Raw genomic sequence first — 25379 nt, forward strand, 5'->3', positions numbered from 1 at the left:
CGGCGACCGGCACCAGCGTCGAGGCGACGTCGCCGCCACCGGAGCGCTCGTTGCTCACCGTCTCGCCGGTCCACGACTCGGCGGTCCCGCCGAACCCGGTCTGGACGCCACCGGCCGGCACCTGCCCACCGTCGTCGTCACCGCCACCGTCGTCATCGCCGCCGCCGTCGTCGTCATCGTCACCGGCAGCACCACCGAGCCCGGTCTGGACACCGCCGGCCGGCACCTGGCCACCGTCGTCATCGCCACCACCATCGTCGTCGCCGCCGCCATCGTCATCGTCGTCACCGGCGGCACCGCCGAGCCCGGTCTGGACGCCACCGGCGGGCACCTGGCCACCGTCGTCGTCATCGCCACCATCGTCGTCGCCGCCACCGTCGTCGTCATCCGCCGAGACGGCGGACACGAGGCCGACGGTCGTGGGCGACCACGAGGTCGCGAACGCCAGGCCCACCCCCGCCAGGAGGGCGGCGGCCAGTCCGGCCAGCAGTCGTCGAAGCACCGTTGTCATCGTGCAGTTCCTTTCGTCGTTGGACCGTGCACGACAAAGATCGGCGGCCGACATGAGCCTCCGATGAGCCGTCGGTGAGTTCCCTCTCATCCCGATCGGGATAAGAGGATTCTCACGGGAGTCTCATGAGACGTCCGACGCCTGAGCCTCGGCCTCTCAGTCGAGCGCCGGCTCCGGAGCGGCCCCGTCGTGCTCGCACTGGCGCGCCAGGCCGATGCGGTCCATGTGCTGCTCGCCCCACTCGCTGAGCGGCACCAGCGCGGCGTTGAGCGACCGGCCGAACTCGGTGAGCGAGTACTCCACCCGGGGCGGCACCTCGCGGTACATCTCCCGGTGCACGATCCCGACGGCCTCCATCTCGCGCAGCTGCCGGATCAGCATCTTCTCGCTGATGCCTGGCACGTCGCGGCGCAGCTCACCGAACCGGCGGGTGTCGACGTGCAGCGCCCACAGGATCAGCGGCTTCCACTTGCCGCCGATGACGTCGACCGCCGCATCGAGCCCGCATGTGTACCCGTATGTCGTCACGTTCCAATACTAACCAAATCGTCTGTATATGACAGAAAAGTAGGTACTTGACCAAATGGCCGTGTCGGCCCGACCATGCGGCCATGAGCAAGCAACTCCCCCACCTGACGATGGCCGGTCTCGGAGCGATGGGCCGGGCGTGCGCGACGACCTGGCTCGACGCCGGGTACCCGGTCACCGTCTGGAACCGCACGCCCGGCCGGGCCGACGCGCTGGTCGACCGCGGTGCCACCGCGGCGGGCACCCTGGCCGAGGCGGTCGAGGCGAGCGACGTCGTCGTGGTCTGCATCCTCGACAACGCCGGTGTGCAGGACGTCCTCGGCCCGGTCGCCGACCGGCTCGCCGGCCGCACGGTCGTCAACCTCACCACCGGCACGCCCGGTGAGGCCCGCGAGCTGGCGGGCTGGGCCGCCGAGCACGGCGCCGACTACCTCGACGGCGTGATCATGGCCGTCCCGGCGCAGGTCGGCCGGCCGGAGGCGATGATCCTCTACGGCGGCTCGGAGGCGGCCTACGACCGGCACCGCGCCACGCTCGCCACGCTGGCCGGCAACAGCCCGCACCTCGGCGCCGACGCCGGGTTGCCCGCGCTCTACGACGCCGGCCTGCTCAGCCTGCTCTACGCCACCATGACCGGCTGGCTGCAGGCGTTCGCGGTGGTCGGCGCCGGCGACGTGAGCGCGGCGGACTTCCTGCCCTACGCCCAGGCGTGGTTCGAGAACGTGGTCACGGGCGAGGACGGGGCCGAGGTCGCCTTCGACGTCGATCGCGGGACCTACCCCGACCGGATCCCCTCGTCCCTCGGGCTGAACGCGGGGGCGCTGCAGATGCTCGTCCGGGTGCAGGAGGAGGTCGGCGTCGACGCCGGGATCCTCGCCGCGATCAGCACCCTCGCCGACCGCCGGGTCGCCGACGGCCACGGCGACGACGGCTACACCAGCCTGATCGAGTCGATCAGGCAGCCCCTCCCTGTATAAGCGCGACGAGGTGGGCGGAGCCGGCCGTCGATCGGTGCGCCAGCCCCGGGGCCGACGTGAGCGACTCGACGGCGAAGACCTCGGCGTCGACCAGCGCCTCGTCGGCTCCGGTGACCAGGGCGCGGCGGACGAGCAGCCAGCCGCCGACGGTGATGCCGCACAGCTCGGTGTAGGCGGTGGCGCCGGCGAGGACGTCGGCCGGGTCGGTGCGGGCGACCAGCCACTCGGTGGCCGAGCGCAGCGCCTGGACGGCCTCGCCCAGCGCTGCGGCCGCCCGGGCCGTCGGACCGGCCGACGCGGCGTCGCCGACGGTGGCGCCGATGTCGGCAAGGAGCGCGCCCATCGCCAGACCCCCGTCGCGGACCACCTTGCGGGTCACGAGGTCGATCGCCTGGATGCCGTTGGTGCCCTCGTAGATCGGGGCGATGCGGCTGTCGCGGAGTCGCTGGGCGATGCCGGTCTCCTCCACGTAGCCCATCCCGCCGTGCACCTGCACAGCTTCGGAGGCCAGCCGGAACCCGGTGTCGGTGGACCAGGCCTTGCCGATCGGGGTGAGCAGGTCGACCCGGGCCTGGGCCGCGGCCCGCACCGCCGCGGTGCGCCCGTGCTGCGCCAACCCGGTCTGCTGGGCGGTCAGGAACAGCAGGAGGCGCATCGCCCGGGTGGACGACCGGATGTCGAGCAGCATCCGGGCGACGTCGGGGTGCTCGACGATCGGCGACGACGTGCCGGCCGTTGCACCCGGCGCCCGGCCCTGGTGGCGCTCCCGGGCGAAGGCCAGCGCCTGCTGCCCCGCCACCTCACCGACGGCCAGGCCCTGCACGGCGATGGCCAGCCGGGCGGCGTTCATCATCGTGAACATCGCCGGCATGCCGCCGTGGCGCTCCCCCACCAGCTCGGCCTCGGCGCCGTCGAACGACATGACGCACGTCGGCGAGGCGTGGATGCCCAGCTTGTGCTCCAGCGCCACGCAGGACACCGCGTTGCGGCCCCCGTCGGGCAGCACCCGGGGCACCAGGAACAGCGAGATGCCCTTGGTCCCCGGCGGCGCATCGGGAGTGCGGGCCAGCACGAGGTGGACGATGTTGTCGGCCAGGTCGTGCTCGCCCCAGGTGATGAAGATCTTGGTGCCGCTCACCCGCCAGCCGCCGCCCCCGCCCCCGTCACCCGGCGGCGAGGGCACGGCGGTGGTGCGGATCGCCCCCAGGTCGGACCCGGCGTCGGGCTCGGTGAGGTTCATGGTGCCGGTCCACTCGCCGCTGACCAGCCGGGGCAGGTAGCGGTCCTGCTGCGACCGGGTGCCCCAGCGCACCAGCAGCTCGATGGCGCTCTGGGTGAGGATCGGGTTGAGCGAGAGGGCCATGTTGGCGGAGGTCAGGATCTCCTGCATGGCCGTGCCCACCAGCCGGGGCATGCCCCCGCCGCCGTGGGCCTCGGGGAAGGCCAGAGCGCCCCAGCCGCCCTCCACGAACGACCGGTAGGCCTTGCCGAACACCTCGGGCAGCGTCACGGCGCCGGTGGCGGGGTCGAAGCGGGCGCCCTCCCGGTCGCCGACGCGGTCGGTGGGGACCAGCACGTCGACGGCGAACCGCCCGAACGCCTCCAGCAGCTCGCGCACGGTGGCGGAGTCGGCCCCGGTTCCCGAGTAGGCGTCCAACGAGGCGAGCTCGTCGAGCCCCACGATCGACAGGGCCTCGACGATGTCGTCGACCGGCGGCACGTAGTCGGCCATCAGACGTTGCGGCGGTAGCGCCCGCCGACCGCGAAGAGGGTCTGGGTGATCTCGCCGAGGCTGCACACCCGCACGGCGTCCATGAGCACGGCGAAGACGTTCTCCCCGGCCAGCGCCGCGTCCCGCAACCGGGCCAGGGCCGCAGGCCGCTCCTCGGCGTGGCGGGCCTGGAAGTCGGCGAGTCGCTGCAGCTGGCGCTGCTTCTCCTCGTCGGTCGACCGGGCCAGCTCGAGCGGTTCGCCCTCGGAGCCGGAACCCGAGCCGTCGGAGTCGGCCAGCCCCTCCGGCGGCAGGAACGTGTTCACCCCCACCAGCGGCAGCGACCCGTCGTGCTTGCGCTGCTCGTAGAGCATCGACTCGTCCTGGATGCGGCCCCGCTGGTAGCCGGTCTCCATCGCCCCGAGGACACCGCCCCGCTCGGAGATCCGCTCGAACTCCACCAGCACCGCCTCCTCCACCAGGTCGGTGAGCTGCTCGATCACGAACGACCCCTGGTTGGGGTTCTCGTTCATCGACAGCCCCCACTCCCGGTTGATCACCAGCTGGATGGCCAGCGCCCGCCGCACCGACTCCTCGGTGGGGGTGGTGACGGCCTCGTTGTAGGCGTTGGTGTGGAGGCTGTTGCAGTTGTCGTAGAGGGCGATCAGCGCCTGGAGCGTGGTCCGGATGTCGTTGAACGCCATCTCCTGGGCGTGCAAGGACCGGCCCGACGTCTGCACGTGGTACTTCAGCTTCTGCGACCGCCCGTTGGCGCCGTAGCGCTCCCGCATGGCGACGGCCCAGATGCGCCGGGCGACCCGCCCGAGCACCGAGTACTCGGGGTCCATGCCGTTGGAGAAGAAGAAGGAGAGGTTCGGGGCGAAGTCGTCGACGTCCATGCCCCGGGCCAGGTACGACTCCACGTAGGTGAAGGCGTTGGAGAGCGTGAAGGCCAGCTGGCTGATGGGGTTCGCGCCGGCTTCGGCGATGTGGTAGCCGGAGATCGACACCGAGTAGAAGTTCTGCACCTGGTGGGCGATGAACCACTCCTGGATGTCGGCCATGACACCCAGCGAGAAGTCGGTGGAGAAGATGCAGGTGTTCTGGCCCTGGTCCTCCTTGAGGATGTCGGCCTGCACGGTCCCCCGCACCCGGCGCAGCACCTCGGCCGGGTCGAGCTCGGGGTGCTGGTCGATCGCCGTGTTGAGGAACATGGCCAGGATCGTGGGCGCCGGCCCGTTGATGGTCATCGACACCGAGGTGGACGGGTCGCACAGGTCGAACCCGTCGTAGAGCACCTTCATGTCGTCGAGGGTGGCGATCGACACGCCGGAGTTGCCGACCTTGCCGTAGATGTCCGGCCGCTCGGCGGGGTCGAAGCCGTAGAGGGTCACGGAGTCGAACGCCGTGGAGAGCCGGGTGGCGGGCTGGCCCTCCGAGAGCATGTGGAAGCGCCGGTTGGTGCGGAAGGGGTCGCCCTCGCCGGCGAACATGCGGGCCGGCTCCTCGCCGTCGCGCTTGAAGGGGAAGACGCCGGCGGTGAACGGGAAGCGCCCGGGCAGGTTCTCCGACCGCAGCCAGCGCAGCAGCTCGCCGTCGTCGCCGTCCCTCGGGAGCGCGACCCGGGGCACGTCGAGGCCCGACAGCGACCGGCGCTTCAACGCCGCTCCACCGGGGTGCTCCTCCCCGCTGTACGCCTCACGGGTGGCGGGCCAGTCGTCGAGCAGCTGTCGGGTATCGGCGGACACGGCCTCATCGACGCTGACCGACAGCCGAGCAACGGCGTCGACTGCCTCGTCCCCACCAGCTGAGCCTGCAGAGTTGGCCTGGGCGGCGAGGAGACGAAGCGTCGTCTCGACATGTTGACTCGCCCTTGCAGCCGCAACCTGGGCCTCGGTCACCTCGTGGTAAGCGTGCACGGCGCCGCTGATCTCCGCCAGGTAGCGGATCCGGTCGGGCGGCACGAGGGCGTCGCGACGCGAGGACGTGCGGGTGGCGACCTGGGGGAGGAGGCCGCCGCCCGCAGGTGGCAGCCCGAACGCCGCCAGCTCTGAGGCCATGTGCTGGTAGAGCGCGGTCACGCCGTCGTCGTCGAAGCGCGACGCCACCGTGCCGAACACCGGCAGGTCGTCGAGCTCGACGGTGAGATCGCCCCGGTTGCGGCGGATCTGGCGCCGCACCTCCCGCAGGGCGTCCTCGGCGCCGCGGCGGTCGAACTTGTTGATGGCGACGGCGTCCGCGAAGTCGAGCATGTCGATCTTCTCGAGCTGGCTGGGCGCCCCGAACTCGGCGGTCATGGCGTAGAGCGACCAGTCGACGTGGTCGATGACGGCCGCGTCGCCCTGGCCGATGCCCGGCGTCTCGATGATCACCAGCTCGTAGCCGGCCACCTTGCAGGCGGCGATCATGTCGTCGAGCGCCTCCGGCACCACCTGCCCGGCCCGCCGGGTCGCGACGGAGCGGAAGTACACGTTGGGGCCGTCGAGCGAGTTCATGCGGATGCGGTCACCCAGCAGGGCCCCGCCGCCCCGGCGCCGGGTGGGGTCGATGGCGATCACCGCCATGCGGAGGGCGTCGTCGCGGTCGAGTCGGAAGCGTCGCACCAGCTCGTCGGTGAGCGACGACTTGCCCGACCCGCCGGTGCCGGTGATGCCCACCACGGGCACGGTGGTGGCGCTGGCCAGGGAGCGCAGGGTGTGCAGGTCGGCCTCGGGGTAGGCGCCCGTCTCCAGGCCGGTGAGGGAGCGGGCCAGCTGCGGTTCTCCCCCGGCCCCGTCGGCCAGGCTGTCGAACGCCGGCAGTGCGCCGCCCGCCGCCAGGTCGACGTCGCCCTCGGCCACGATCTGGTTGACCATCAGCGCCAGCCCCAGCCGCTGGCCGTCGCCCGGCGAGAAGATGCGGGCGACACCCGCGGCGTGCAGCTCGGCGATCTCCTCGGGGACGATCACGCCCCCGCCGCCGCCGAACACCCGCACGTCGCCGCGGCCCTCCTCCTTCAGCCGGTCGAGCAGGTAGTGGAAGTACTCGACGTGGCCGCCCTGGTAGGAGCTGACCGCCACCGCCTGCACGTCCTCCTGCACGATCGCCCGGACCACCTCGTCGACCGAGCGGTTGTGGCCCAGGTGGATCACCTCGGCGCCCTGGCCCTGCAGCAGGCGGCGGACGATGTTGATGGAGGCGTCGTGGCCGTCGAACAGGCTGGCGGCGGTGACCACCCGCACGGGGTGGGCGGCGCGGTGCAGCGCTGCGGCGCCCTGGGGGCGATCGTCGAGGAGGGTCATGGCGCTCAGCTCCGCTTGTACTCGTAGAAGCCCCTACCCGCCTTCCGGCCGAGCAGCCCGGCATCGACCATGCGCGACAGCAGCGGCGGCGCGGCGTAGAGCTGCTCCTTGAACTCCTCGTAGAGCGACTCGGCCACCGCCATCGTGGTGTCGAGGCCGATCAGGTCGGTCAGGTGCAGCGGGCCCATGGGGTGGGCGCAACCCTCGACCATGCCGGCGTCGATGTCCTCGGCGGTGGCGAAGCCCGACTCCAGCATCCGGATCGCCGAGAGCAGGTACGGGATGAGCAGGGCGTTGACCACGAACCCAGCCCGGTCCTGCGAGCGGATGACCCGCTTGCCCAGCACGTCGGTGGCGAAGCGCTCGGACCGCTCGATGGTGGGCTCGCTGGTGAGCAGGGACGGCACCAGCTCCACCAGCTTGAGCACCGGCACGGGGTTGAAGAAGTGGAGGCCGGTCACCGACTCGGGGCGCCGGGTGGCCATGGCCAGCTTCATGATCGGGATCGACGAGGTGTTCGACGCCAGCACCGCGTCGGGCGACTCGACGACCTTGTCGAGCCGGTCGAACACTGACACCTTGGCGGGCGCCGACTCGACCACGGCCTCGACCACCAGCTCGCGGTCGGCCAGGGCGTCGAACTCGGCGGTCACGTCGATGCGCCGGAGGGCGTCCTCCCGCTGCTCGGGCGCCAGCTTCCCCCGGTCGACGGCGGTGGCCAGCGACGCCTCGATCCGGGCCCGACCCCGCTTGGCCGCAGCGTCGTCGGCCTCGACCACCACCACGTCGCAGCCCGCCCGGGCGGCCACCTCGGCGATGCCGGACCCCATCAACCCGCACCCCACCACACCGATCGCAGTTTCACTCATGACCACGACATTACTTTGAAGTCCAAGCTCTGGAAACTATGGCATCAAACTATTCTCGCCCTCGGCGAAGTCGCCCTCGCCCACCCGGAGGCGACGGAGCAGGCCGAAGAGCTGGTCGAGCTGGCGGGTGGTGAGCCCGGTCGCCTCGAACACCTCGGCGTTCAGGGCGTCGGTGGCCCGCTGGGCGACGCGCCGGCCCTCGGCGCTGATCTCGGCGAGGGTGGTGCGGCCGTCGGACGGATGGGGCCGGCGCCGCAGCAGCCCGTCGGCCTCCAGCCGGTTGACCACGTTGGTGATGCTGGCCGGGTGCACCTGCAGGCGGGCACCCACCTTCCCCAACGGCAGGGCGCCCCGCCGGCTGAAGAGCAGCAGCATCAGCACCTCGTAGCGGGCGAAGCTGAGGTTCAGCCCGGCGAGCGCCCGGTCGACCCGGCCGATCAGCACCTGGTGCACCCGCATGACCGACGTGACCATGGCCATCCCGGCGGACGCGTCGTCCCACCCGTGCCCATCCCACTGCCGCCGCGCCTCCTCGATGGGGTCGAACGCGAGCGGCTTCCCGGCGACCATCCGCCGAGCGTACCGACCCGCCACCGACCCGACCGGCGACGAGCCCCGCCGGGCTCACTCCGGGGGTAGGCGGAAGTCCTGGAAGAAGGTCCAGATCTCCTGGGTGGCGTCGACGTCGAAGGTGGTGGGGCCGACGACCTGCGCGATCGAGTCGCTGAACTCGCTGGAGGGCCACGAGTGGCCGCCGCCCTCGACGATGTAGAAGACGACCGGGCCGTCGTCCGGGCAGTCGTAGGTGCGACGGATCACCTCTTCGCTCACCTGCTCGTCGTGAGCCTCCTCGTCGCAGCCGTTCAGGCTCGCCCACCCCCGGACCGTGGCGGGGTAGCCCTCGCCGTCGAGGTCGGGGGCCACCGTCGTCGTGGTGGCCGAGGTGTCGCCGCCCAGAGCGTCGCCGAGCGCCGCGGTGTTCACGCCGCCGTTGAACAGCAGGATCGGGTCGGCCGTGCCGTGGAAGGTCAGCACGGGGACGGGCCGGCCCGGCTCGCACGGGTCCGGCAGCATGATGCCGGCGACGGGGGCGACGGCGGCGAACCGATCGGCCATGGTGCAGGCCACCGTGGAGGTCATCATCGCCCCGTTGGACAGGCCCGTGGCGTACACCCGGGTGAGGTCGACGCACTGCTCCGCCTCCACCTGGTCGAGCACCGCAGCCACGTAGGCGAGGTCGTCGTTCGCCTCGACGTCGGTGCCCGTGTTCCAGGCCACGGGCTGCCCGGTGCCGTGCGGGAACACCGTGACGAAGCCCTCCTCCACGCCCAGCGGGCCGAGCTGGGACATCTGGGCGTGGACGTCGGCGCCCTCGGCGAGCCCGTGGAAGTCGACCACGAGCGGCCGCGGCTCACCGCCGGCCTCCCACGCCGGCGCCGACAGCAGGAACCGCCGCGCCACCGCGCGCACCTCCATCGTGGACTCGACGAGGTCGGACTGCGTCGTCGCCGGCCCCTCACACCCTGCCGACGGCGACGGCTCCACGGACGCCGCGCTCTCGGCCGGCGCCTGCTCCTCGTCGGCCCGGCTGCCACTGTCGTCACCGTCGTCGTTGCCCGAGCAACCGGCGACCAACACCGCGGCCATGACGACCGCCCCCCAGCGTCTCCCCATGGCTCCCAGCATCACACGTTCACCGGGCCGCTGCCCGGGCGACGAGCTCGCGGGCGAGGACCTTGCCGACCTCGTTGCGGGGCAGCGCTGCGACGACCTCGTAGCGCACGGGGATCTTGTAGGGCACGAGGTGCTGGCGGCACACGGTCGCCAGCCGGTCCCGGTCGACGTCGACGCCGAGGTCGCCGGCGGCCTCCGAGGGCACGACGAAAGCCCACGGCACCTCGCCCAGCCGGTCGTCGGGCACGCCGACCACGGCGGCGTCGGCCACGTCGGGCGCGAGCCGGAGCACCTCCTCCACCTCCTGGGGGAACACCTTGAGCCCGCCGCGATTGATCATCTCGCCGATCCTCCCGTCGATCCAGACGAAGCCCTCGTCGTCGATGCGCCCGACGTCGCCGGTGCGGAACCAGCCGTCGGGGGTGAGCCGGTCGGCGAGGTCGCCGCCGCCGGCGTAGCCCGACGCCACCGCCGGGGTGCGCACCTGCAGCTCGCCGGTGGCGGGGTCGGAGCGGACCTCGACCTCGGCGTGCGGGCGCCCGACCGCGCCGAGCTTGTCGTCGCCGTGGGCCTTGGCGTCGGCGGCGCTCCACCCGACGATCTCCCCGCCGATCTCGGTCTGCCCGTAGCAGTTCAACACGATGAGCCCGAAGCGGTCGCGGAACCGGCGCGCCTGCAGGGGCGACAGCGGCGCGGTGATGCTCCGCACGTAGCGGAGCGGCGCCAGGGTGGTCACCCGCTCGTCGTCGTTGAGCATCGCCATCGCCGCCGGCGGCAGCACGGTCGAGCGGATCTCGAAGCGGGCGACGAGGGCGGCGAACTCGACCGGCTCGAAGCCGTCCATCAGCACCAGCGGCGCTCCCACCCGGCGGGCGAAGAGCACCTGGTAGATGCCGGCCCACAGCGAGAGCGAGACCGGCACGAGGTTCGGCATCGGCGGCTTGGTCGACCGGCCACCCGTGCGCAGCGTGGCCACCACGTTGTCGAGCAGGGCGAGCACCCCGGCGTGCTCCAGCAGCACGGCCTTCGGCCGCCCGGTGGTGCCGGACGTGAACTGCACCAGCGCCGTGGCGGCGTCGAACCGCCGGGTGCCGGGGGTGCCGGGGCGCACCTCGATCGTCCCACCCGAGGTGCCGAGGACGACGACGGGCGGGCCGTCGAAGCGGTGGGCCTGCGCGGCGGTGGTGACGATCGCCGCCGGCTCGGTCACGTCGAGGGCGTGGGCCAGGTCGGTGGTGCCGAGCCGGGGGTTCAGCGGCACGTACACGCCGCCCGCCCGCCACACGGCGAACAGGGCTGCGACCAGGTCGGCGCCGTTCGGCAGCAGCACCCCGACGGGAGCGCCGGCGGTCACGCCGACAGCGGCGCCCGCGAGCACCGTCGCCAGGTCGGCGGCCCGCTCCCGCACCGCGGCGAGCGAGTGGGCCGCTCCCCCGGCGTGGACCAGCAGCGACGACCCATCCTCGTCCCCGTCGAAGAGCAGGCCGGCCAGCGTCATCCGTTCTCCCTGGTTCGCTGTTCAGTTCATCGGAACTGTGGTTCAATCTACACGCGCCCGCCTCGGGCGACGAAAGGGGAGCTGCCATGCGACCGGACGACATGATCATGGTGAGCGTCGACGACCACCTCGTCGAGCCGCCCACGCTGTTCGACGGGCACATCCCGGACCGCTACCGCGACCAGGCGCCCAAGGTGGTCCGCAAGGACGACGGCAGCGACGTGTGGGTGTTCAACGGGTCGGAGATCCCCAACATCGGCCTGAACGCCGTCGCCGGGCGCCCCAAGAGGGAGTACGGCGTCGAGCCCACCGCCTTCGACGAGATGCGCCCCGGCTGCTGGGACGTCGCCGAGCGCATCAAGGACATGGACGCGGGCGGGGTGCTCGGGTCGATGTGCTTCCCCTCGTTCCCCGGGTTCTCCGGGCGGCTCTTCGCCGCCGCCGACGACAAGGACCTCGCCCTCGCCGTCCTCCGGGCCTACAACGACTGGCACGTCGACGAGTGGTGCGGCGCCGCACCGGGCCGGTTCATCCCCATGGGCCTCCCCGTCCTGTGGGACCCGGAGCTCGCCGCCGCCGAGGTGCGCCGCCTCGCGCAGAAGGGGGTGCACTCGCTGACCTTCACCGAGAACCCCGCCACACTCGGCTACCCGTCGTTCCACTCCGACCACTGGGACCCGCTGTGGCAGGCGCTGGCCGACGAGGGCGTCGTGATGTCGATCCACCTCGGCTCCTCGGGGAAGCTGACCTTCACCGCCGCCGACGCCCCGATGGACGTGCTGATCACGCTCCAGCCGATGAACATCTGCTCCGCCGCCGCCGACCTGATCTGGTCGCGGGTGATCAAGGAGTTCCCCGGTATCAAGATCGCCCTGTCCGAAGGCGGCACCGGCTGGATCCCCTACTTCCTCGACCGGCTCGACCGCACCTACGACATGCACCACCTCTGGACCGGGCAGGACTTCGGCGGGAGGCTGCCGAGCGAGGTGTTCCGCGACCACTTCCTCACCTGCTTCATCTCCGACCCCGTCGGCCTGGAGCTCCGCCACAGGATCGGGATCGACAACATCTCGTGGGAGCAGGACTACCCGCACTCCGACTCGTCGTGGCCCCACGGCCCCGAGGAGCTGGACAAAGCGGCGGCCGACGTGCCCGACGACGAGCTGGCCAAGATCACCTACGAGAACGCCATGCGCTGGTACTCCTACGACCCCTTCGTCCACGTGCCCCGGGAAGAGGCCACCGTCGCCGCTCTGCGGACGAAGGCCGCCGGCCACGACGTGTCGATCCGGTCGTTCGACCAGGGCCGCTTCGAGCACACCGGCAAGGGCGTCGACCTCGCCACCATCAACCGCCGGGCCACCGCCTGACCGTTCTGTCTTCGCTCAGCCGGCTATGCCGGGCTGAGCGAAGACAGATCCACCCTCACTGTCAGCGGCGGTCGTAGGCGATCCCCGACTTCTCGGCGTCCCACCAGGCGTCGGTCGGGGACTCGTCGCGCAGGTCCCGCTTGAGCACCCGGCCGACGGGCGACCGGGGCAGCTCGGCCCGTAGCTCGATGTAGCGGGGCAGGGCGAAGTAGGGCAGCTCGTCGATGCACCAGCGGAACAGCTCCTCCTCGGTCACCGCCGCGCCTTCCCTCGGGGTGGCGGTGATCTTGAGGTCGTCCTCGGTGAGCTGCGACGGGACGGCGTGGACGGCGACGTCGGCCAGCGCCGGGTGGCGCATCAGCGTGCGCTCCACCTCGAACGACGAGATGTTCTCGCCCCGCCGGCGCAGGTAGTCGGCCTTGCGGTCGACGAAGTACAGGAAGCCGTCCTCGTCGATCCGACCGATGTCGCCGGTGTGGTACCACCAGTTGCGCGACGTCGCCACGGTCGCCTCGGGCATGCCCCAGTAGCCCTCGAACATCGTCTGGGGCCGCTTGGGCCGCACCACGATCTCGCCGTCGGTGCCGCGGGGCAGCTCGTTGTCGTCGTCGTCGAAGATGCGGACGTCGAAGTACTCGTCGTTGACCACGCCGGCGGCGTCGGGTCGGTTCTCGACGCCGGGCGGCTGCCACGAGATCAGCGACGCCTCGGTCACCCCGTAGGCGCCGGAGAACGTGGCCACGCCGAAGCGGTCGCGGATCGTGCGGTCGATCTGCACCGGCAGCGGCGCGGCGCCGATCAGCCGCAGGGTGGTGTTGGCCTCGGGAGTGCCGGAACGGGGCTGCTCGGGGCGGTCGATGTCGTTGGCCAGCAGGTAGGCCATCGTGCCCAGGGTCGAGGTGACGGTGGCGCCCACCCGGTTCATCTCGGGCCAGAAGTTCGACACCGAGAACCGGCGGTAGATGGCGGACCGACCCCCGTACACGAGGGGGCCGAGCACCGCCGTGACGATGGCGTTGAAGTGGAACAGCGGCAGCGGGGTCCACACCACGTCGTCGGCCGTGCGCCGCCAGCACACCCCGACCTGCCGCGCCAGCGAGCCGTGGTAGCTGTGGCTGAGCATGCAGCCCTTCGACGGACCGGTGGTGCCGCCGGTGTAGACGAACGTGGCCAGGTCCGCGGGCCGGACCGACGCCATCGGGGCCGGGTCGGCGGCCAGCAGCTCGTCCCAGGCGTGGACGGGCGTGCGACCGTCGGGCCTGGCGTCGCCGATGACCACCAGGTGCTCCAGCGACGGGACGTCGTCGACGATGCGGGCCGCCCGGTCCACCAGGTCGGCCTCCACGACCAGCACGCGGGCCCCGGAGTCGACCAGCTGGTGGCGCAGGTAGTCGCCCTTGTAGGCAGTGTTGATCGGCACCGCCACGAAGCCGCCGACCACGATCCCCCACCAGGCGAGCATCGCCTCGGAGGAGTTCTCGATGAAGGTGGCCACGCGGTCGCCCGGCTCGACGCCGAAGGCCGCCAGCGCGGCGCTGATGCGCGTCGCCGCCCACTCGACGTCGGCCGCCGAGCTCTTGGTGCCGCAGACGTCGAGGTACTCGCGGTCGGGGTCCGCCTCGAGACGCCGCCGCAGCAGGTCGACGGCCGTCTCCTGCTCCCCGCTGATCCACACTTCTTCGGACACGCGACTTCCCCTCTTCTCTTCTCAGGTCCAGGCGACGATCGGGCCGGCGACGGCGACCATCTCGTCCAGCTGGCGGGCATCGGTGGCGACCGAGCTCCAGCCGCCGGTGGCCACCAGGTGCTCCAGGCGACGCCGGTGGGCGTCGGCGTCGAGTGCCTCGCCGTCGGCGCTCCACACCTCCACCGGCACCGGCACGCCGAGCCGGCCGGCCACCTCCAGCAGCCGCTCGTGCACCTCGCCGAGGTCGTCCACCACCGCGAGCACGGCGCGGCCCGGGTCGTACAGCCCGGCGACGATCACGCAGGCGACGGCGAAGCCCGTGGCGGCCGGGTCGGCCGGCACCTGCGCGCCGCCCAGGCCGGTGGTGGCGAAGGTGCGGGCGACCCAGTAGCCGGCGACGCCGGGGTCGGCGGCCACGAGCCCACCTCCTCCCAGCACCTCGCCGTAGTGGCGGGTGACCCGGGTCGGCGGGAGTGGTCGCGTCGCCGCCGCCCAGCCGGCCTGGGTGATCCGGGCGAGGTCGGCCCGCAGCGGTGGCACGACGATGTCGGTCCGGGCCCGGCCCCACCGCTCGGCCAGTGGGCCCAGCGATCCCGGCGCCACCTCGACGACGGGGGCCAGGCGCCAGTCGGCCCGGGCCTCGCGCTCGTCCACGCCGGTGGCGACGATCAGGTCGGCGTCGGCCAGCCCGCCCCGCGCGAAGTCGAGCTGCTGGAGGCCGACCGTGGCCAGGTGGTGCCGGCTGCGCCAGTCGAAGATCCCCTTGGCGCCCCAGGTGTTGAGCACCCCGAGGCTCCCTGACGACACGAGGGCGTGCAGCCCCGGCACGGCCCCGTCGAGCACCACCCCCGGCCCGGCCAGGACCACGGGGTGCGACGCCGACTCGAGCGCGGCGACCACCTCGTCGGGCGGGTCGACCCAGCCGGGGCCCGGCGCGTCACCGACCTCGACCACCGCGCCGTCGCCCGCGTGGATCCCCGCCGGGCGTCCCCGCAGCCGCCGGTGGGCCTCGGCCAGCAGCGGTGCCAGGTCGGCGGGCACCTCGACGACGGCGATCCCGTCGAGGGGCTCGCCGTAGACGGCGTCGACGCGCCACGACCGGAGGCTCCTCACCCGACTCCTTCCTTCCAACTTTGAACGGTGGTTCATTTCGCTGTACGTTCATATCACGTGGAGCTCGGTGACGTCGCCAACGCAGCGGCGCTGAACGAGGGCAAGCCCCTCGACGGCGTACGCATCCTCGCCATCGAGCAGATGCAGGCCCTGCCGTTCGCGACCCAGCTCCTGGGCCGGTTCGGCGCCGAGGTGGTGAAGGTGGAGTCGCCCGGTCTCGGCGACCTCGGCCGCAGCTCGACGCCCGCCATGGCCGACCCGGACGGCCGCCCGGTGGGCGCCACGTTCCTGCGCAACAACCTGGGCAAGCGCAGCATCTCCGTCGACCTCAAGAGCCCCCGGGGACGCGAGCTGGTCCTCGGGATGGCGCCCCGCTTCGACGTGTTCGGCGAGAACTTCAAGGCCGGCGGCGCCGACCGCCTCGGCATCGGCTGGGACGACGTGGTCGCCGTGCACCCGACGGTCGTCTACCTGTCGGTGTCCGGGTTCGGCAACGAGGGCGACTCGCCCTACAAGGCCTGGCCCGCGTACGCCCCGATCATCGAGGCGATGTCCGGGATCTACGAGCGGGCGCGCCTCGACGGCCAGCCGCCCGTGGTGGCCCCGGTCGGGGCCCTGGGTGACATCGGCGCCGCCCTCTTCGGCACGATCGGGGTGCTGACCGCGCTCCGGCAGCGGGACCGCACCGGGCAGCCCCAGCGCGTCGACGTGGCGATGCTCGACGCCGTGGTGGCGATGACCGACATCGTCGCCAACTACTGGTCGCTGGGCCTCGGGGGCGGCCAACGCCCGGCGGTGATCTTCGACGGCTTCCGGGCGTCGGACGGGTGGTTCGTGCTGCAGGTGGGCCGGGAGCCCCAGTTCCGCACGCTGCTGGAGATGGTCGGGCGGCCCGACCTGCTGGAGGACGCGCGCCTGGCGACCCGGGAGGGCTGGGTGGCGCACCTCGAGGACCTGCTGCGCCCGGCGATCGAGGGGTGGGCCGCGGGCCGGACCCGGCTGGAGGTGTGCGACGAGCTGGGCCGCGCCGGCCTCACCGCCGGGCCGTGCTTCACCGACCACGAGGTGGTGACGGACCCCCACCACGCCGGCCGCGACATGCTCGTGGAGGTGCCGCGGACCGACGGCGTCGAGCAGCCGGTGCTGGTGCCGGGGAACCCGGTGAAGATCAGCGGCGTCGCCCAGGGGCCGGAGACTCGGATGCCGTGGCTCGGCGAGCACACCGACGAGGTTCTGGACCAGGAGCTGGGCCTCGACCCCGACGAGATCGCGAAGCTACGGGCCGACGGCGTCGTCGGCTGAGCCCACCACCTGGTCGAGCACCAGGATGCGCTTCAGGTAGAGGTGGACCGGCAGCTCCCACGTGTAGCCCATGCCGCCGTGCACCTGGATGGAGTTGCGGGCAGCCGTCGCCGCGGCCTCGGAGGCGACGATCCGCGCCGAGGTGACGGCCCGGTCGACGTCGCCGTCCTCGTCGGCGGTGACCGCGGCGGCGTCGACCGCGGCCCGGGCCACCTCCAGGCCCACGACAGCGTCGGCCAGCAGGTGCTTCACGGCCTGGAACGACCCGATCGGGCGGCCGAACTGGTGGCGCTCGCCGGCGTAGGTGGTGGCCCGGTCGAGCGCGGCGTAGCCGAGGCCGACCTGCTGCGCCGCCGCCAGCAGCGCGGCGTGCCGGCCGATCGTGCTGTCACCCACCAGGTCGCCCGGCGGCAGGTGGTCGACCACGTGGACCGGGGTGAGCGGGTCGAGCGGTCGCTCGACCGGCCGGCCGCTGGGCACGGGCACGCGGTGGACCCCATCGGCGGACAGGACCAGCAGCGAGTCGAGCCGGTCGAGGTGCTCCACGACCACGGGAACCCCGTCGGGGATCAGGCCGGTCACGCCCTCGGCGAGTCCGACAGCGGTGGCGGCGGCCGTCGAGACGAAGGGGCCGGCGAGGCCCGAGCGGCCCAGCTCCTGGAAGGCCAGCGCCGCCTCCGCCCAGCCCAGCCCGACACCGCCGGCGGCCTCCGGCACCGGCAGGGTCAGGACACCCATCGCCTCCAGCTCGTCCCACAGCTCCGGCGTCGCCAGCGTCGGCGTCTCGACCCGGGCGGCGAGGAACCGCCGCAGCTCCCCCACCAGGGCCACCTGGTCCTCGCTCAGTTCGAGGTCCATCAACGCTCCTTCGGGAGGCCGAGCAGGCGCTCCCCCACGATGTTGCGCTGGATCTGCTCGGTGCCGGCGGCGATCGACAGCGACAGGGCGTAGAGGCGCTGCTCCACGTGGTCGAGCCCGGCCGGGGAGAGCCCGAGCGGGTCGTCCATGGCCAGGCCGGCCCGCCCCAGCACCCGCATGGCCAGGTCGCCCAGCCGGACGCGGGTCCGGTGGTACGCCAGCTTGAACACCGAGCCGCCCACCCCGACCCCACCGTCGCGGGCCGCCTTCGACACGTTCCGCTTGGTCAGCGCCCACTGGGCGTCCAGCTCGGCGGTGACCACGGCCAGCTCCCGCTGCACCGTGGCGTCGGCCGGCCCAGCCAGCGCCCGCAGGTCGTCCACCAGGCGCATCGACCCCAGCAGCTCCGACACGAAGGCCGTCCCCCGCTCGAAGGAGAACGTGACCATGGCGACGCGCCAGCCGTCGTTCTCGGCACCCACCCGGTTGGCGACCGGGATGCGGACCTCGTCGAGGAACATCTCGTTGAACTCGCTGACCCCGGTGAGCGTCCGCAGCGGCTGCAGCTCGATGCCCGGGCTGTCCATGTCCATCACCACCCACGAGATGCCCCGGTGCTTGGGCGCCTCCGGGTCGGTGCGGACCAGCAGCTCGCAGTGGTCGGCGACGTGGGCGTGCGAGGTCCACATCTTGTGACCCGACACCACGTAGTGGTCGCCGTCGCGCACTGCCCGGGTGGCCAGCGACGCCAGGTCGGAGCCGGCGTCGGGCTCGCTGAAGCCCTGGCACCACGCCCGGTCGCCCCGCAGGATGCCGGGCAGGTAGCGGGCCCGCTGCTCGTCGGACCCCTCGGCGGCGATGGTCGGCCCGGCGTGCAGGGTGCCGACGAAGGCGCAGCCCACGTAGGGCGCCCCGGCCCGCTCGGTCTCCTCCAGGAAGATCAGCTCCTCGGTGGGCGTGGCGCCCCGCCCGCCGTGCTCGGCCGGCCACGAGATGCCGGCGTACCCGGCGTCGAACAGCGTGCGCTGCCAGCCCAGGTCGTAGGCCCGCTGGGCCGGCCAGTCGTCGTGCGGCGGCGGCGACGGCAGCTTGGGGAGCACCTCCCCCAGCCACTCCCGCAGCTCCGCCCGGAACGCGGCCTCCTCCACCGTGTCGGCCAGGTTCACACGGCACCTCCCAGGGTCATGACGGCGGCTCCCAGTTGGGTGCGCGCTTCTCGGCGAAGGCGGCGGGGCCCTCGGCCTGGTCGGGGTGGCCCCACATGGACACCAGCTCCTGGGCGCCGGCCCGGCAGGCGTCGGTGAGGCCGAGCTCCAGCGCACCCCACAGCGCCCGTTTGGTCGCCGCCATCGCCGCCGGGCTGTTGCGGGCGATGGTCTCGCCCAGCTCCTGGGCCCGCTCCCGCAGCTGCTCGGGCGGGTCGACCACCTCGCTGACCATCCCCAGCTCGTAGGCCCGCTCCGCCGACATGCGCTCGTGGCGGCCGACGAACGCCATGCGCATCACGGCCTCGACGGGCATCTTGCGCATGAGCCCGATCGCCTCGATCGAGACGACCTGCCCGACCGAGACGTGCGGGTCGAAGAACTGGGAGTCGGCGGCACAGATCACGATGTCGGCGTCGGCCACCCAGTGGAACCCGCCGCCGGCGCAGATCCCGTTCACCGCGGTGATCACCGGCTTCCACACCTCCTGGTGCCAGGCGGTGAAGTGGATGTCGAAGTCCTCCATGCTCTGCCGGTAGCGCTGCATGCCCACGCCGTCGCCGGCGATCTCCGCCACGTCGACGCCGGTCTGGAAGGCCCGGCCGTTGCCGGTGTGGACGATGACCCGCACCTCGGGGTCGGCGTCGAGCTCCTTCCAGGCGTCGGCGAACTCGTCGCGCATCCGGGCGTTCATGGCGTTGAGCTGGTCGGGCCGGTTGTTGATCAGCCACCCCACCGGCCCGTGGCGCTCGACGATCAGGTGTTGGTAGTCGCCCACCGGGGCTCCCTCCTCTCGGCCCATGCCAGAGGGCCCTCGGTCTGGTCGGGGTGGCCCCACATCGCCACCAGCTCCCGTGCCCCGCGACGGCATCCCTCGGTGAGACCGACCTCGAGGGCGCCCCACAGCGCTCGCTTGGTCGCCGCCATGGCGGCGGGGCTGTTGCGGGCGATCGCGTCGGCCAGCTCCTGGGCCCGCTCCCGCAGTCGCTCCGGCGTCTCGACCACCTCCGAGAGGATGCCGAGCTGGCGGGCCCGCTCGGCGGTGATCCGCTCGTGGCGGCCCATGAACGCCATCCGCACGATCGCCTCCATCGGCGACTTCCGCACCAGGGCGACGGCCTCGTAGGCGGTGACCTGGCCGATCGACACGTGGGGGTCGAGGAAGGTCGCGTCGGACGAGGCCAGCACCACGTCGGCGTCGGCCACGAAGTGGAGGCCGCCGCCGGCGCACACCCCGTTGACCGCGGCGATCACGGGCTTCCACACCTGGTTGTGCCAGGCCGTGAGCTTCAGCTCGGCCCGCTTGGTGCGCCGCGACTGCTCCCGCAGGGCCTCCGGGTCCCGGGCCAGCTGGCCCACGTCGAGGCCCGTCTGGAACGCCGGGCCGTTGCCGGTGTTGACGATCACCCGCACCTCGGGGTCGTCGTCGAGCTCACGCCACGCGGTCTCCAGCTCGGCCAGCATCGCGGCGTCCATGGCGTTGCCCCGGTCGGGGCGGTCGAACACCAGCCAGCCGACGTGACCCTCCCGCCGCACGTCCAGCGTCGTGTAGCTGCCCGTCACGACCGCGGGACCTCCTTCCAGGGCGCGCCCGCGAAGGGATCGGGCTCCCGGGGCAGCCCCAGGACCCGCTCGCCGACCACGTTCTTGTTCACCTCGGTCGTGCCGCCCTCGATCGTGTTGGCCCGGCTGCGCAGCATGCCCTTCACCTCCCGTGGCAGGCCGTCACCCTCCCAGGCCAGCGCGGCGGCGCCCAACCGGTCGCAGGCGGCCAGCTGGATGCGCTGGTTGAGGTCGCCCTGGTGGACCTTGCCCAGTGACGTCAGCGGCCCACCCCGGAGCCGCCGGTTCGTCCACGCCCGGATCCGCTCCTCGGCCCACAGGCCCACGACCCGCTGGCGCAGCACCGGGTCTTCGATCCGGGCCTGCAGGAGGGTGTCGGCGCCCGAGCCGCCGATGCGGTCGACGCCGCCCGAGCCGGCCCCGGACACCATCTGCCGCTCCCCCGACAGCGTGGCCCCCGCCACCTTCCAGCCCTCGCCCTCGGCGCCGACCCGGTGGGCGTCGGGCACGTGGACGGCGTCGAGGAACACCTCGTTGAAGTCGACCTCACCGGTGATGTGGCGCAGCGGCCGGACGTCGACGCCGGGTGCGTGGAGGTCGACCAGGAAGTAGGTGATGCCCTTCCGCTTGGGGGCGTCGGGGTCGGTGCGGGCCAGGCAGACGCCCCAGTCCGACACGTGCGCCCACGTCGTCCACACCTTCTGGCCGGTGAGCACCCACTCGTCGCCGTCGCGCTCGGCGCGCATCGCCAGCGAGGCGAGGTCGGAGCCGGCGCCCGGCTCGCTGAAGAGCTGGCACCACCGCTCGGTGTTGTCGACGATGCGGGGCAGGAACCGGAGCCGCTGCTCCTCGGTCCCGTGGGCGAACAGCGCCGGAGCGCAGAGGTTGAGCCCCAGCGGGTTGAGGCGCCCAAGGCCGTACGGCGCCAGGACCGCCTCGATCGCCCGGGCCGTGTCCGGCGGCAGGTCGAGCCCGCCGTACTCCTTCGGCCACGTCGGCACGACGAGCCCGGAGGCGGCGAAGGTCGGGTACCAGGCCTCGTACTCGGCGAATGTGCGGACCTCCCGCAGCGGGCGGCCCGCGGCGGCCGCCTGCCGCCACACCTCGGGGACGTGGTCCTCGACCCAGGCGCGGGCGTCACCGGGGTTCACCGGCCGCCCCTCCGAAATGTGCACGAAAACGCACGGTTTCCGTGCGTTCCGGTGCACATTTCGCCGTCGTCGCCGTCATCGGCCCGTGAACCCGGGGTCGCGCTTCTCGACGAAGGCCTTGAGGCCCTCCTTGAAGTCCTCGCTGCGGCTGGACAGCTCCATGGCGAAGGCCTCGTCGCGGAGGTGCTGGTCGAGGGTGTGCTCGGCGGAGGTGTGCAGGAGCCACTTCGTGAGCCCCAGCGCCACGGTGGGACCTTCGGCCAGCCGGCGGGCCAGGGCTTCGGCCTCCGCGTCGACCTCGGCCGCCGGGACGGCCCGGTGCCCCAGGCCCCACTCCACGGCGGTGGTGCCGTCGATCGCCGTGCCCAGCAGCAGCAGCTCCCGGGCCCGCTGCAGGCCGACGAGCCGCGGCAGCAGCCAGCTGCCCCCGCTGTCGACCGTGAACCCCCGCTCGCTGAACGGCTCCCACACCCGGGCGTCGTCGGCGAGCACCGGGAAGTCGGCCGCGGCGGCGAGGTGCAGGCCGATGCCGGCGACCCAGCCCCGTGCCGCCACCACGACCGGCACCTGGGTGGTGCACAGCACCGGGATCAGGCGATGGGCCTGCGACGGGAGCCGGCGCTGGATCGACCCGATCCGGGGCCGCGCCTCCTCGGCGTTGCGGGCGACGATGTCGAACCCGCTGCAGAAGTGGTCGCCCTCGGCGGTGACGAGGATGCTGCGCACGGCCTCGTCGCGGCCGGCGGCGTCGACCTCGTCGATCAGCGTGGCGACCATCTCGTCGTCGAGGGCGTTGCGCTTCGCCGGCTTGTCGAGGTGCAGGCGCAGCACGCCCTCGTCCCGTGAGACGACGACCGTCATCGGTCCTCCCAACGGGCCGCGATCTCGTCGAGCGCGCCCTGCAGGTCGGCGGCGGGCGGGTCGGGCAGCCGGACCGGACCGTGCTCCCGTGACGGCAGCAGCACGGTGGCGTGCCCCGGCGTCGTCACCTGGTCCCGCTGGTTGGCGCACGAGAGGTCGAGGTCGACCGCCGGCCGCCCGCCCTCGGCCAGGTACTTCCGGACCACGGTCCCGCGCACCCACTGGGTGTCGCCGACGTAGTTGAAGCTGCGGAACTCGCAGTCGAGCTTCCACAGCCAGGCGTCGTCACCCATCCAGTCGGTGCACAGGTGGATCAGCCACGTCTCGCGCATGCGCCCGTAGTCGAAGGTGGTCGGGTTGCCCGACCGCTTGGCGAACTCGGGGTCCCAGTGCACCCGCTGCATCACGTCCGGGACGTTCTGCTCGTCGCGGTGGAAGAAGCGCGGGATGCGGCGCCGGTTGGCGGCGGCCAGGCGCAGCGCCTTCACGCCGTAGAGGCCCATGCCCATGCCGACGTGCCAGCAGATCATGTCGGTGACCGTGAGCGGCCCCTTCACCAGCGGGCCGACCTCGTCGCCCTCCGCCACGTCCTCCCAGAGCCTCGGGGTGCTCCCCCGCGGACCCTCGCCCGCGTACTGCGCCTCGATCGCGTCGATCTCCTCGTCGGTGTACGAGGCGAGCGCCACGTCGTCGTACTTCTTGCGCTCCCGGGCCTTGGTGCGCTCCGTGCGGACCATCAGCCGGTACTGGGCCGACAGCACCGGCCCGTCGACCTCCCGGAACACCTGCCCGGTCCACTCGTGCACGGCCCGCTCGGCGAACTCGCTGGGCTTGTCGAGCACGGCGACCAGGGCGTTGCGCCGGGCCACCGGTCGCAGGGGCCGCAACGGCGCCCACCACTCGCGGGCCGAGGCGGCGTAGAAGGCGTGGACGCCGCGCAGCGGGTCGCCCTTGAGCAGCGCCCGGGTGTCGGCGTCGAGCCCGGTGACCTCGTCGTCGCCGATCAGCGTGTCGCCCCCGACCAGCGGCGGCGGGGCGATCGGCGCGCCCCACACGGTCCCCTCGGCGTAGGCCGGGTCGCACCACAGCGGGTTGTCATCGCCGTAGGCCTCGGCCACGTGCCGGAACGTGTCGGTGGTCGGCAGGGCGTAGTGCGGCGGCATCGGGTGCGGCTCGGCCACCCCGATGCGGGCCCGCAGCCGGGCGATGCCCTCGTCGGTGATCGTGCCATCGGTCGTCGTCGTCGTCACAGGTCCTCCAACGGTCGGCGGTCCGACGCCGCGGGCTGGCGGCCGATGCGCAGGGGCGACAGCTCGCTGTCGACCAGCACGGTCCGCTGCCAGGCGGCGCCGAAGTCGACCAGCGCCCTGCTCCACCCGCCCAGCTCCCCGTCGGCGTACCACGCCTGCTCGAAGTCGCCCCAGGCCTTCCAGCTGGGGCAGGCCCACAGGAGGATGCACTCGTCGTCGGCCCGGAGCGCCGTCCGGAACGCGCCGACCAGCTCCAGGCCCTCGCCCTCGTAGGCGTCCTGGCCCTCGCCCCGCACCGCGGCGAGCAGGTCACCGGCCCGGCCGGGCGGCACCTGCACGATCTCGTGGCAGTACAGCGCGCCCCGCACGCCGTCCGCGCACAGCTCCTCGATGGGCCGGCTGTGGGCGTCGGGCACCAGGATCCGGTCGAGCCCGCCCCGCCGCAGCGACGCCGCCACCGACCACCACTCGGCCAGTGACGGGTCCTGGTCCCGGCCGCCGCCGGTCTCGACCTCGAAGTTGTGCACGAGGCCGTCCCAGCCGTCGAGCTCCCACATGTTGACGACCTCGGGCCAGCGGCCGGTCGAGCCGATCGTCGACCAGACCCCGTAGCACCGCTGGTTGCGCTCCTCCTGGGCGACCGGCACCCAGTTGGCGGTCATGTGGTGCTGGTACTTGGCGCGGTTGTGCCCCACGATGTCGATGAGCTCGTGGATGTAGATCTTGGTCACGAGGAGTTCGAGGGCCACTCGGGCCGGTGGTAGCCGTGGAACCGCAGCTCGCCGCCCCGGAGCTCGCGGATCGTGAGGAAGTCGCCCTTGTAGCCCTTGCGGTCGTGGGGCCCGAACTGGATGTAGGTGCCGGGCCCGCCGTTGGTCGCGGGCATCCAGCGGATGCGCTCCAGGCCGTCCTTCACCCAGCGGGGCTCCGGGATGGCGGCGTTGGCGATGCCGTGGATCGCCACCCGGGCCGTGTCGTAGGCCAGGGCGACGACGACGTTGCGGGTGGTCCGACCGAAGCGCTGCTCGAACCGCTGCACCATGGCGTTGTAGTTCGGGTTGGTGCCGTCCTCGCCCAGCTGGTCGACGCCGTGCCAGCCCTCCAGGCCCTCGGCCCACTGGTTGGAGTTCGAATAGAACATGAAGGCGGTGCCCATCACCCGGGGCGGGTCCCAGCCGAGCGCCTTGAACGCCTCGGCGAAGTGGAGCGTGGCGTAGCCGTAGCCGCCGTAGTAGATGCCCTCCACCCCCAGGTCGCGCATGAGGGCGAGGTCGTCCTTCAGGCCGCGGGGGTTCGGCTCCAGCTTCACCTCCCGCATGACCTTGAGCCCGAGCTGCAGTGCGGTGTCGCGGAAGTAGTCGGCGTAGTCACGGCCCGACGACCCCTGCTCCCAGAACATGCCGACCTTCTCGAGTCCCGCGGCCCGCAGCCACTGGGCGCACATGACGCCCTCGGTGGGGATGTCGCCGTTGGCGACCGTGAAGCAGTAGTCGGAGGCGAAGCGGTGCGCTCCCGTCCAGCCGATGCAGGGCACCCGCAGCTCGTTCGCCAGATCCTGGAGCACCAGGGAGTTGTCGCTGATCAGCGGGCCGAGCACCACGACGCAACCCTGGTCGACCAGCCAGCGGTAGCCGTCGAGCACCTTGCGGTAGTTCTCCCGGGGCAGGCCACGGGCATCGGCGACCACCAGCTCGATCGGGCCGCGGCCGTACACGCCCTCGTTCAGCGCGTCCTCGACGGCGAGGATCGTGGGGTCGATCCAGTCGGCCAGCAGCTGCCCGAGGTCCATGTCGACCAGCACGCCGATCTTCACCGGCTCCCACGGGTCGCCCTGGGTCTGGACGCCACGGGTGGGCGGGTAGGTCGTGATGCCCTGCACGGCGCGGTCGCCGCGTGCGCCGCCGCCCTCGTACCAGGTCGTGCCCTCGCCGCGATCGCCGGTGAGGTAGCTCTCGGTGCCGAACCGGACC

General features: G+C 72.6%; 22 protein-coding genes. 3 read left to right on the top strand and 19 right to left on the bottom strand.

The genetic code is table 11. The annotated features are described in order from the left end of the window. Both VK611_19745 and VK611_19750 read right to left on the bottom strand, forming a co-directional pair. On the bottom strand, positions 1–511 hold a 511-nt coding region (locus tag VK611_19745; protein HMG43573.1), incomplete at its 3' end, for a hypothetical protein. Between the two features lie 156 nt (positions 512–667). Continuing rightward, the gene (locus VK611_19750; GenBank protein HMG43574.1) at positions 668–1039 is read right to left on the bottom strand and encodes a helix-turn-helix domain-containing protein; all 372 of its coding nucleotides are present in this window, start codon (positions 1037–1039) and stop codon (positions 668–670) included. Positions 1040–1122: 83 nt separating this feature from the next. Between VK611_19750 and VK611_19755 the strand changes: the two genes are divergently transcribed. After that, positions 1123–2016, top strand: a complete 894-nt coding sequence (locus VK611_19755; protein ID HMG43575.1) for an NAD(P)-binding domain-containing protein — start codon at positions 1123–1125, stop codon at positions 2014–2016. Here VK611_19755 and VK611_19760 read toward each other — a convergent pair. Genes VK611_19760 through VK611_19785 form a run of 6 tightly spaced genes read right to left on the bottom strand, consistent with a single transcriptional unit; the run spans position 1994 to position 11049 of the window. After that, positions 1994–3748, bottom strand: coding sequence for an acyl-CoA dehydrogenase (locus VK611_19760; protein HMG43576.1), 1755 nt, complete (start codon positions 3746–3748; stop codon positions 1994–1996). The genes VK611_19755 and VK611_19760 overlap by 23 nt on opposite strands. Then, positions 3748–7008: a fused isobutyryl-CoA mutase/GTPase IcmF gene (icmF, locus tag VK611_19765; GenBank protein ID HMG43577.1), complete on the bottom strand. Its 3261-nt coding sequence runs from the start codon at positions 7006–7008 to the stop codon at positions 3748–3750. Before icmF ends, VK611_19760 begins: the two co-directional genes overlap by 1 nt. 5 nt (positions 7009–7013) lie before the next feature. After that, positions 7014–7877 carry a 3-hydroxybutyryl-CoA dehydrogenase gene (locus VK611_19770; GenBank protein ID HMG43578.1) on the bottom strand — a complete coding sequence of 288 codons (864 nt, stop codon included), beginning with the start codon at positions 7875–7877 and terminating at the stop codon, positions 7014–7016. 36 nt (positions 7878–7913) lie between these two features. Beyond that, on the bottom strand, positions 7914–8447 hold the full coding sequence (locus tag VK611_19775; protein HMG43579.1) for a MarR family transcriptional regulator: 534 nt from the start codon (positions 8445–8447) through the stop codon (positions 7914–7916). A gap of 54 nt (positions 8448–8501) precedes the next feature. Continuing rightward, positions 8502–9551, bottom strand: a complete 1050-nt coding sequence (locus tag VK611_19780) for a PHB depolymerase family esterase (GenBank protein ID HMG43580.1) — start codon at positions 9549–9551, stop codon at positions 8502–8504. Between the two features lie 19 nt (positions 9552–9570). Then, positions 9571–11049, bottom strand: coding sequence for a class I adenylate-forming enzyme family protein (locus VK611_19785; GenBank protein HMG43581.1), 1479 nt, complete (start codon positions 11047–11049; stop codon positions 9571–9573). An 86-nt stretch (positions 11050–11135) separates the two neighbouring features. Between VK611_19785 and VK611_19790 the strand changes: the two genes are divergently transcribed. Beyond that, positions 11136–12419, top strand: coding sequence for an amidohydrolase family protein (locus tag VK611_19790; protein ID HMG43582.1), 1284 nt, complete (start codon positions 11136–11138; stop codon positions 12417–12419). Between the two features lie 61 nt (positions 12420–12480). On the opposite strand, the gene VK611_19795 is transcribed toward VK611_19790, so the two are convergent. Beyond that, a complete protein-coding gene (locus VK611_19795) occupies positions 12481–14106 on the bottom strand; it encodes an AMP-binding protein (GenBank protein ID HMG43583.1) in 1626 nt (541 codons plus the stop codon). 21 nt (positions 14107–14127) lie between these two features. Next, on the bottom strand, positions 14128–15219 hold the full coding sequence (locus VK611_19800; GenBank protein ID HMG43584.1) for a hypothetical protein: 1092 nt from the start codon (positions 15217–15219) through the stop codon (positions 14128–14130). Positions 15220–15276: 57 nt separating this feature from the next. Between VK611_19800 and VK611_19805 the strand changes: the two genes are divergently transcribed. Beyond that, positions 15277–16521 (top strand): CaiB/BaiF CoA-transferase family protein, encoded by a 1245-nt coding sequence (locus tag VK611_19805; protein HMG43585.1) that lies wholly within the window; start codon positions 15277–15279, stop codon positions 16519–16521. Here VK611_19805 and VK611_19810 read toward each other — a convergent pair. The 9 genes from VK611_19810 to VK611_19850 form a co-directional block, all read right to left on the bottom strand. Then, positions 16495–17379, bottom strand: coding sequence for an acyl-CoA dehydrogenase family protein (locus VK611_19810; GenBank protein ID HMG43586.1), 885 nt, complete (start codon positions 17377–17379; stop codon positions 16495–16497). The genes VK611_19805 and VK611_19810 overlap by 27 nt on opposite strands. After that, the gene (locus VK611_19815; GenBank protein ID HMG43587.1) at positions 17379–18545 is read right to left on the bottom strand and encodes an acyl-CoA dehydrogenase family protein; all 1167 of its coding nucleotides are present in this window, start codon (positions 18543–18545) and stop codon (positions 17379–17381) included. Before VK611_19815 ends, VK611_19810 begins: the two co-directional genes overlap by 1 nt. Positions 18546–18561: 16 nt before the next feature. Continuing rightward, positions 18562–19362, bottom strand: coding sequence for an enoyl-CoA hydratase/isomerase family protein (locus tag VK611_19820; protein HMG43588.1), 801 nt, complete (start codon positions 19360–19362; stop codon positions 18562–18564). Further along, a complete protein-coding gene (locus VK611_19825; GenBank protein HMG43589.1) occupies positions 19341–20147 on the bottom strand; it encodes an enoyl-CoA hydratase/isomerase family protein in 807 nt (268 codons plus the stop codon). Before VK611_19825 ends, VK611_19820 begins: the two co-directional genes overlap by 22 nt. Further along, complete coding sequence (locus VK611_19830) at positions 20144–21298, bottom strand: acyl-CoA dehydrogenase family protein (protein HMG43590.1); 1155 nt, start codon at positions 21296–21298, stop codon at positions 20144–20146. The genes VK611_19825 and VK611_19830 overlap by 4 nt, the downstream gene beginning before the upstream one ends. 75 nt (positions 21299–21373) lie before the next feature. Beyond that, positions 21374–22159 (bottom strand): enoyl-CoA hydratase-related protein, encoded by a 786-nt coding sequence (locus VK611_19835; protein ID HMG43591.1) that lies wholly within the window; start codon positions 22157–22159, stop codon positions 21374–21376. Continuing rightward, a complete protein-coding gene (locus VK611_19840) occupies positions 22156–23409 on the bottom strand; it encodes a hypothetical protein (GenBank protein ID HMG43592.1) in 1254 nt (417 codons plus the stop codon). The genes VK611_19835 and VK611_19840 overlap by 4 nt, the downstream gene beginning before the upstream one ends. Then, positions 23406–24158, bottom strand: coding sequence for a hypothetical protein (locus VK611_19845; GenBank protein HMG43593.1), 753 nt, complete (start codon positions 24156–24158; stop codon positions 23406–23408). Before VK611_19845 ends, VK611_19840 begins: the two co-directional genes overlap by 4 nt. Next, positions 24137–25379 (bottom strand): ABC transporter substrate-binding protein (locus VK611_19850; GenBank protein ID HMG43594.1); only part of this gene is annotated, 1243 nt, incomplete at its 5' end. The genes VK611_19850 and VK611_19845, both read right to left, overlap by 22 nt.

The sequence above is a fragment of the Acidimicrobiales bacterium genome, assembly GCA_035316325.1.
In the GTDB taxonomy this organism is placed as follows: Bacteria; Actinomycetota; Acidimicrobiia; order Acidimicrobiales; family VFJN01; genus DASXTK01.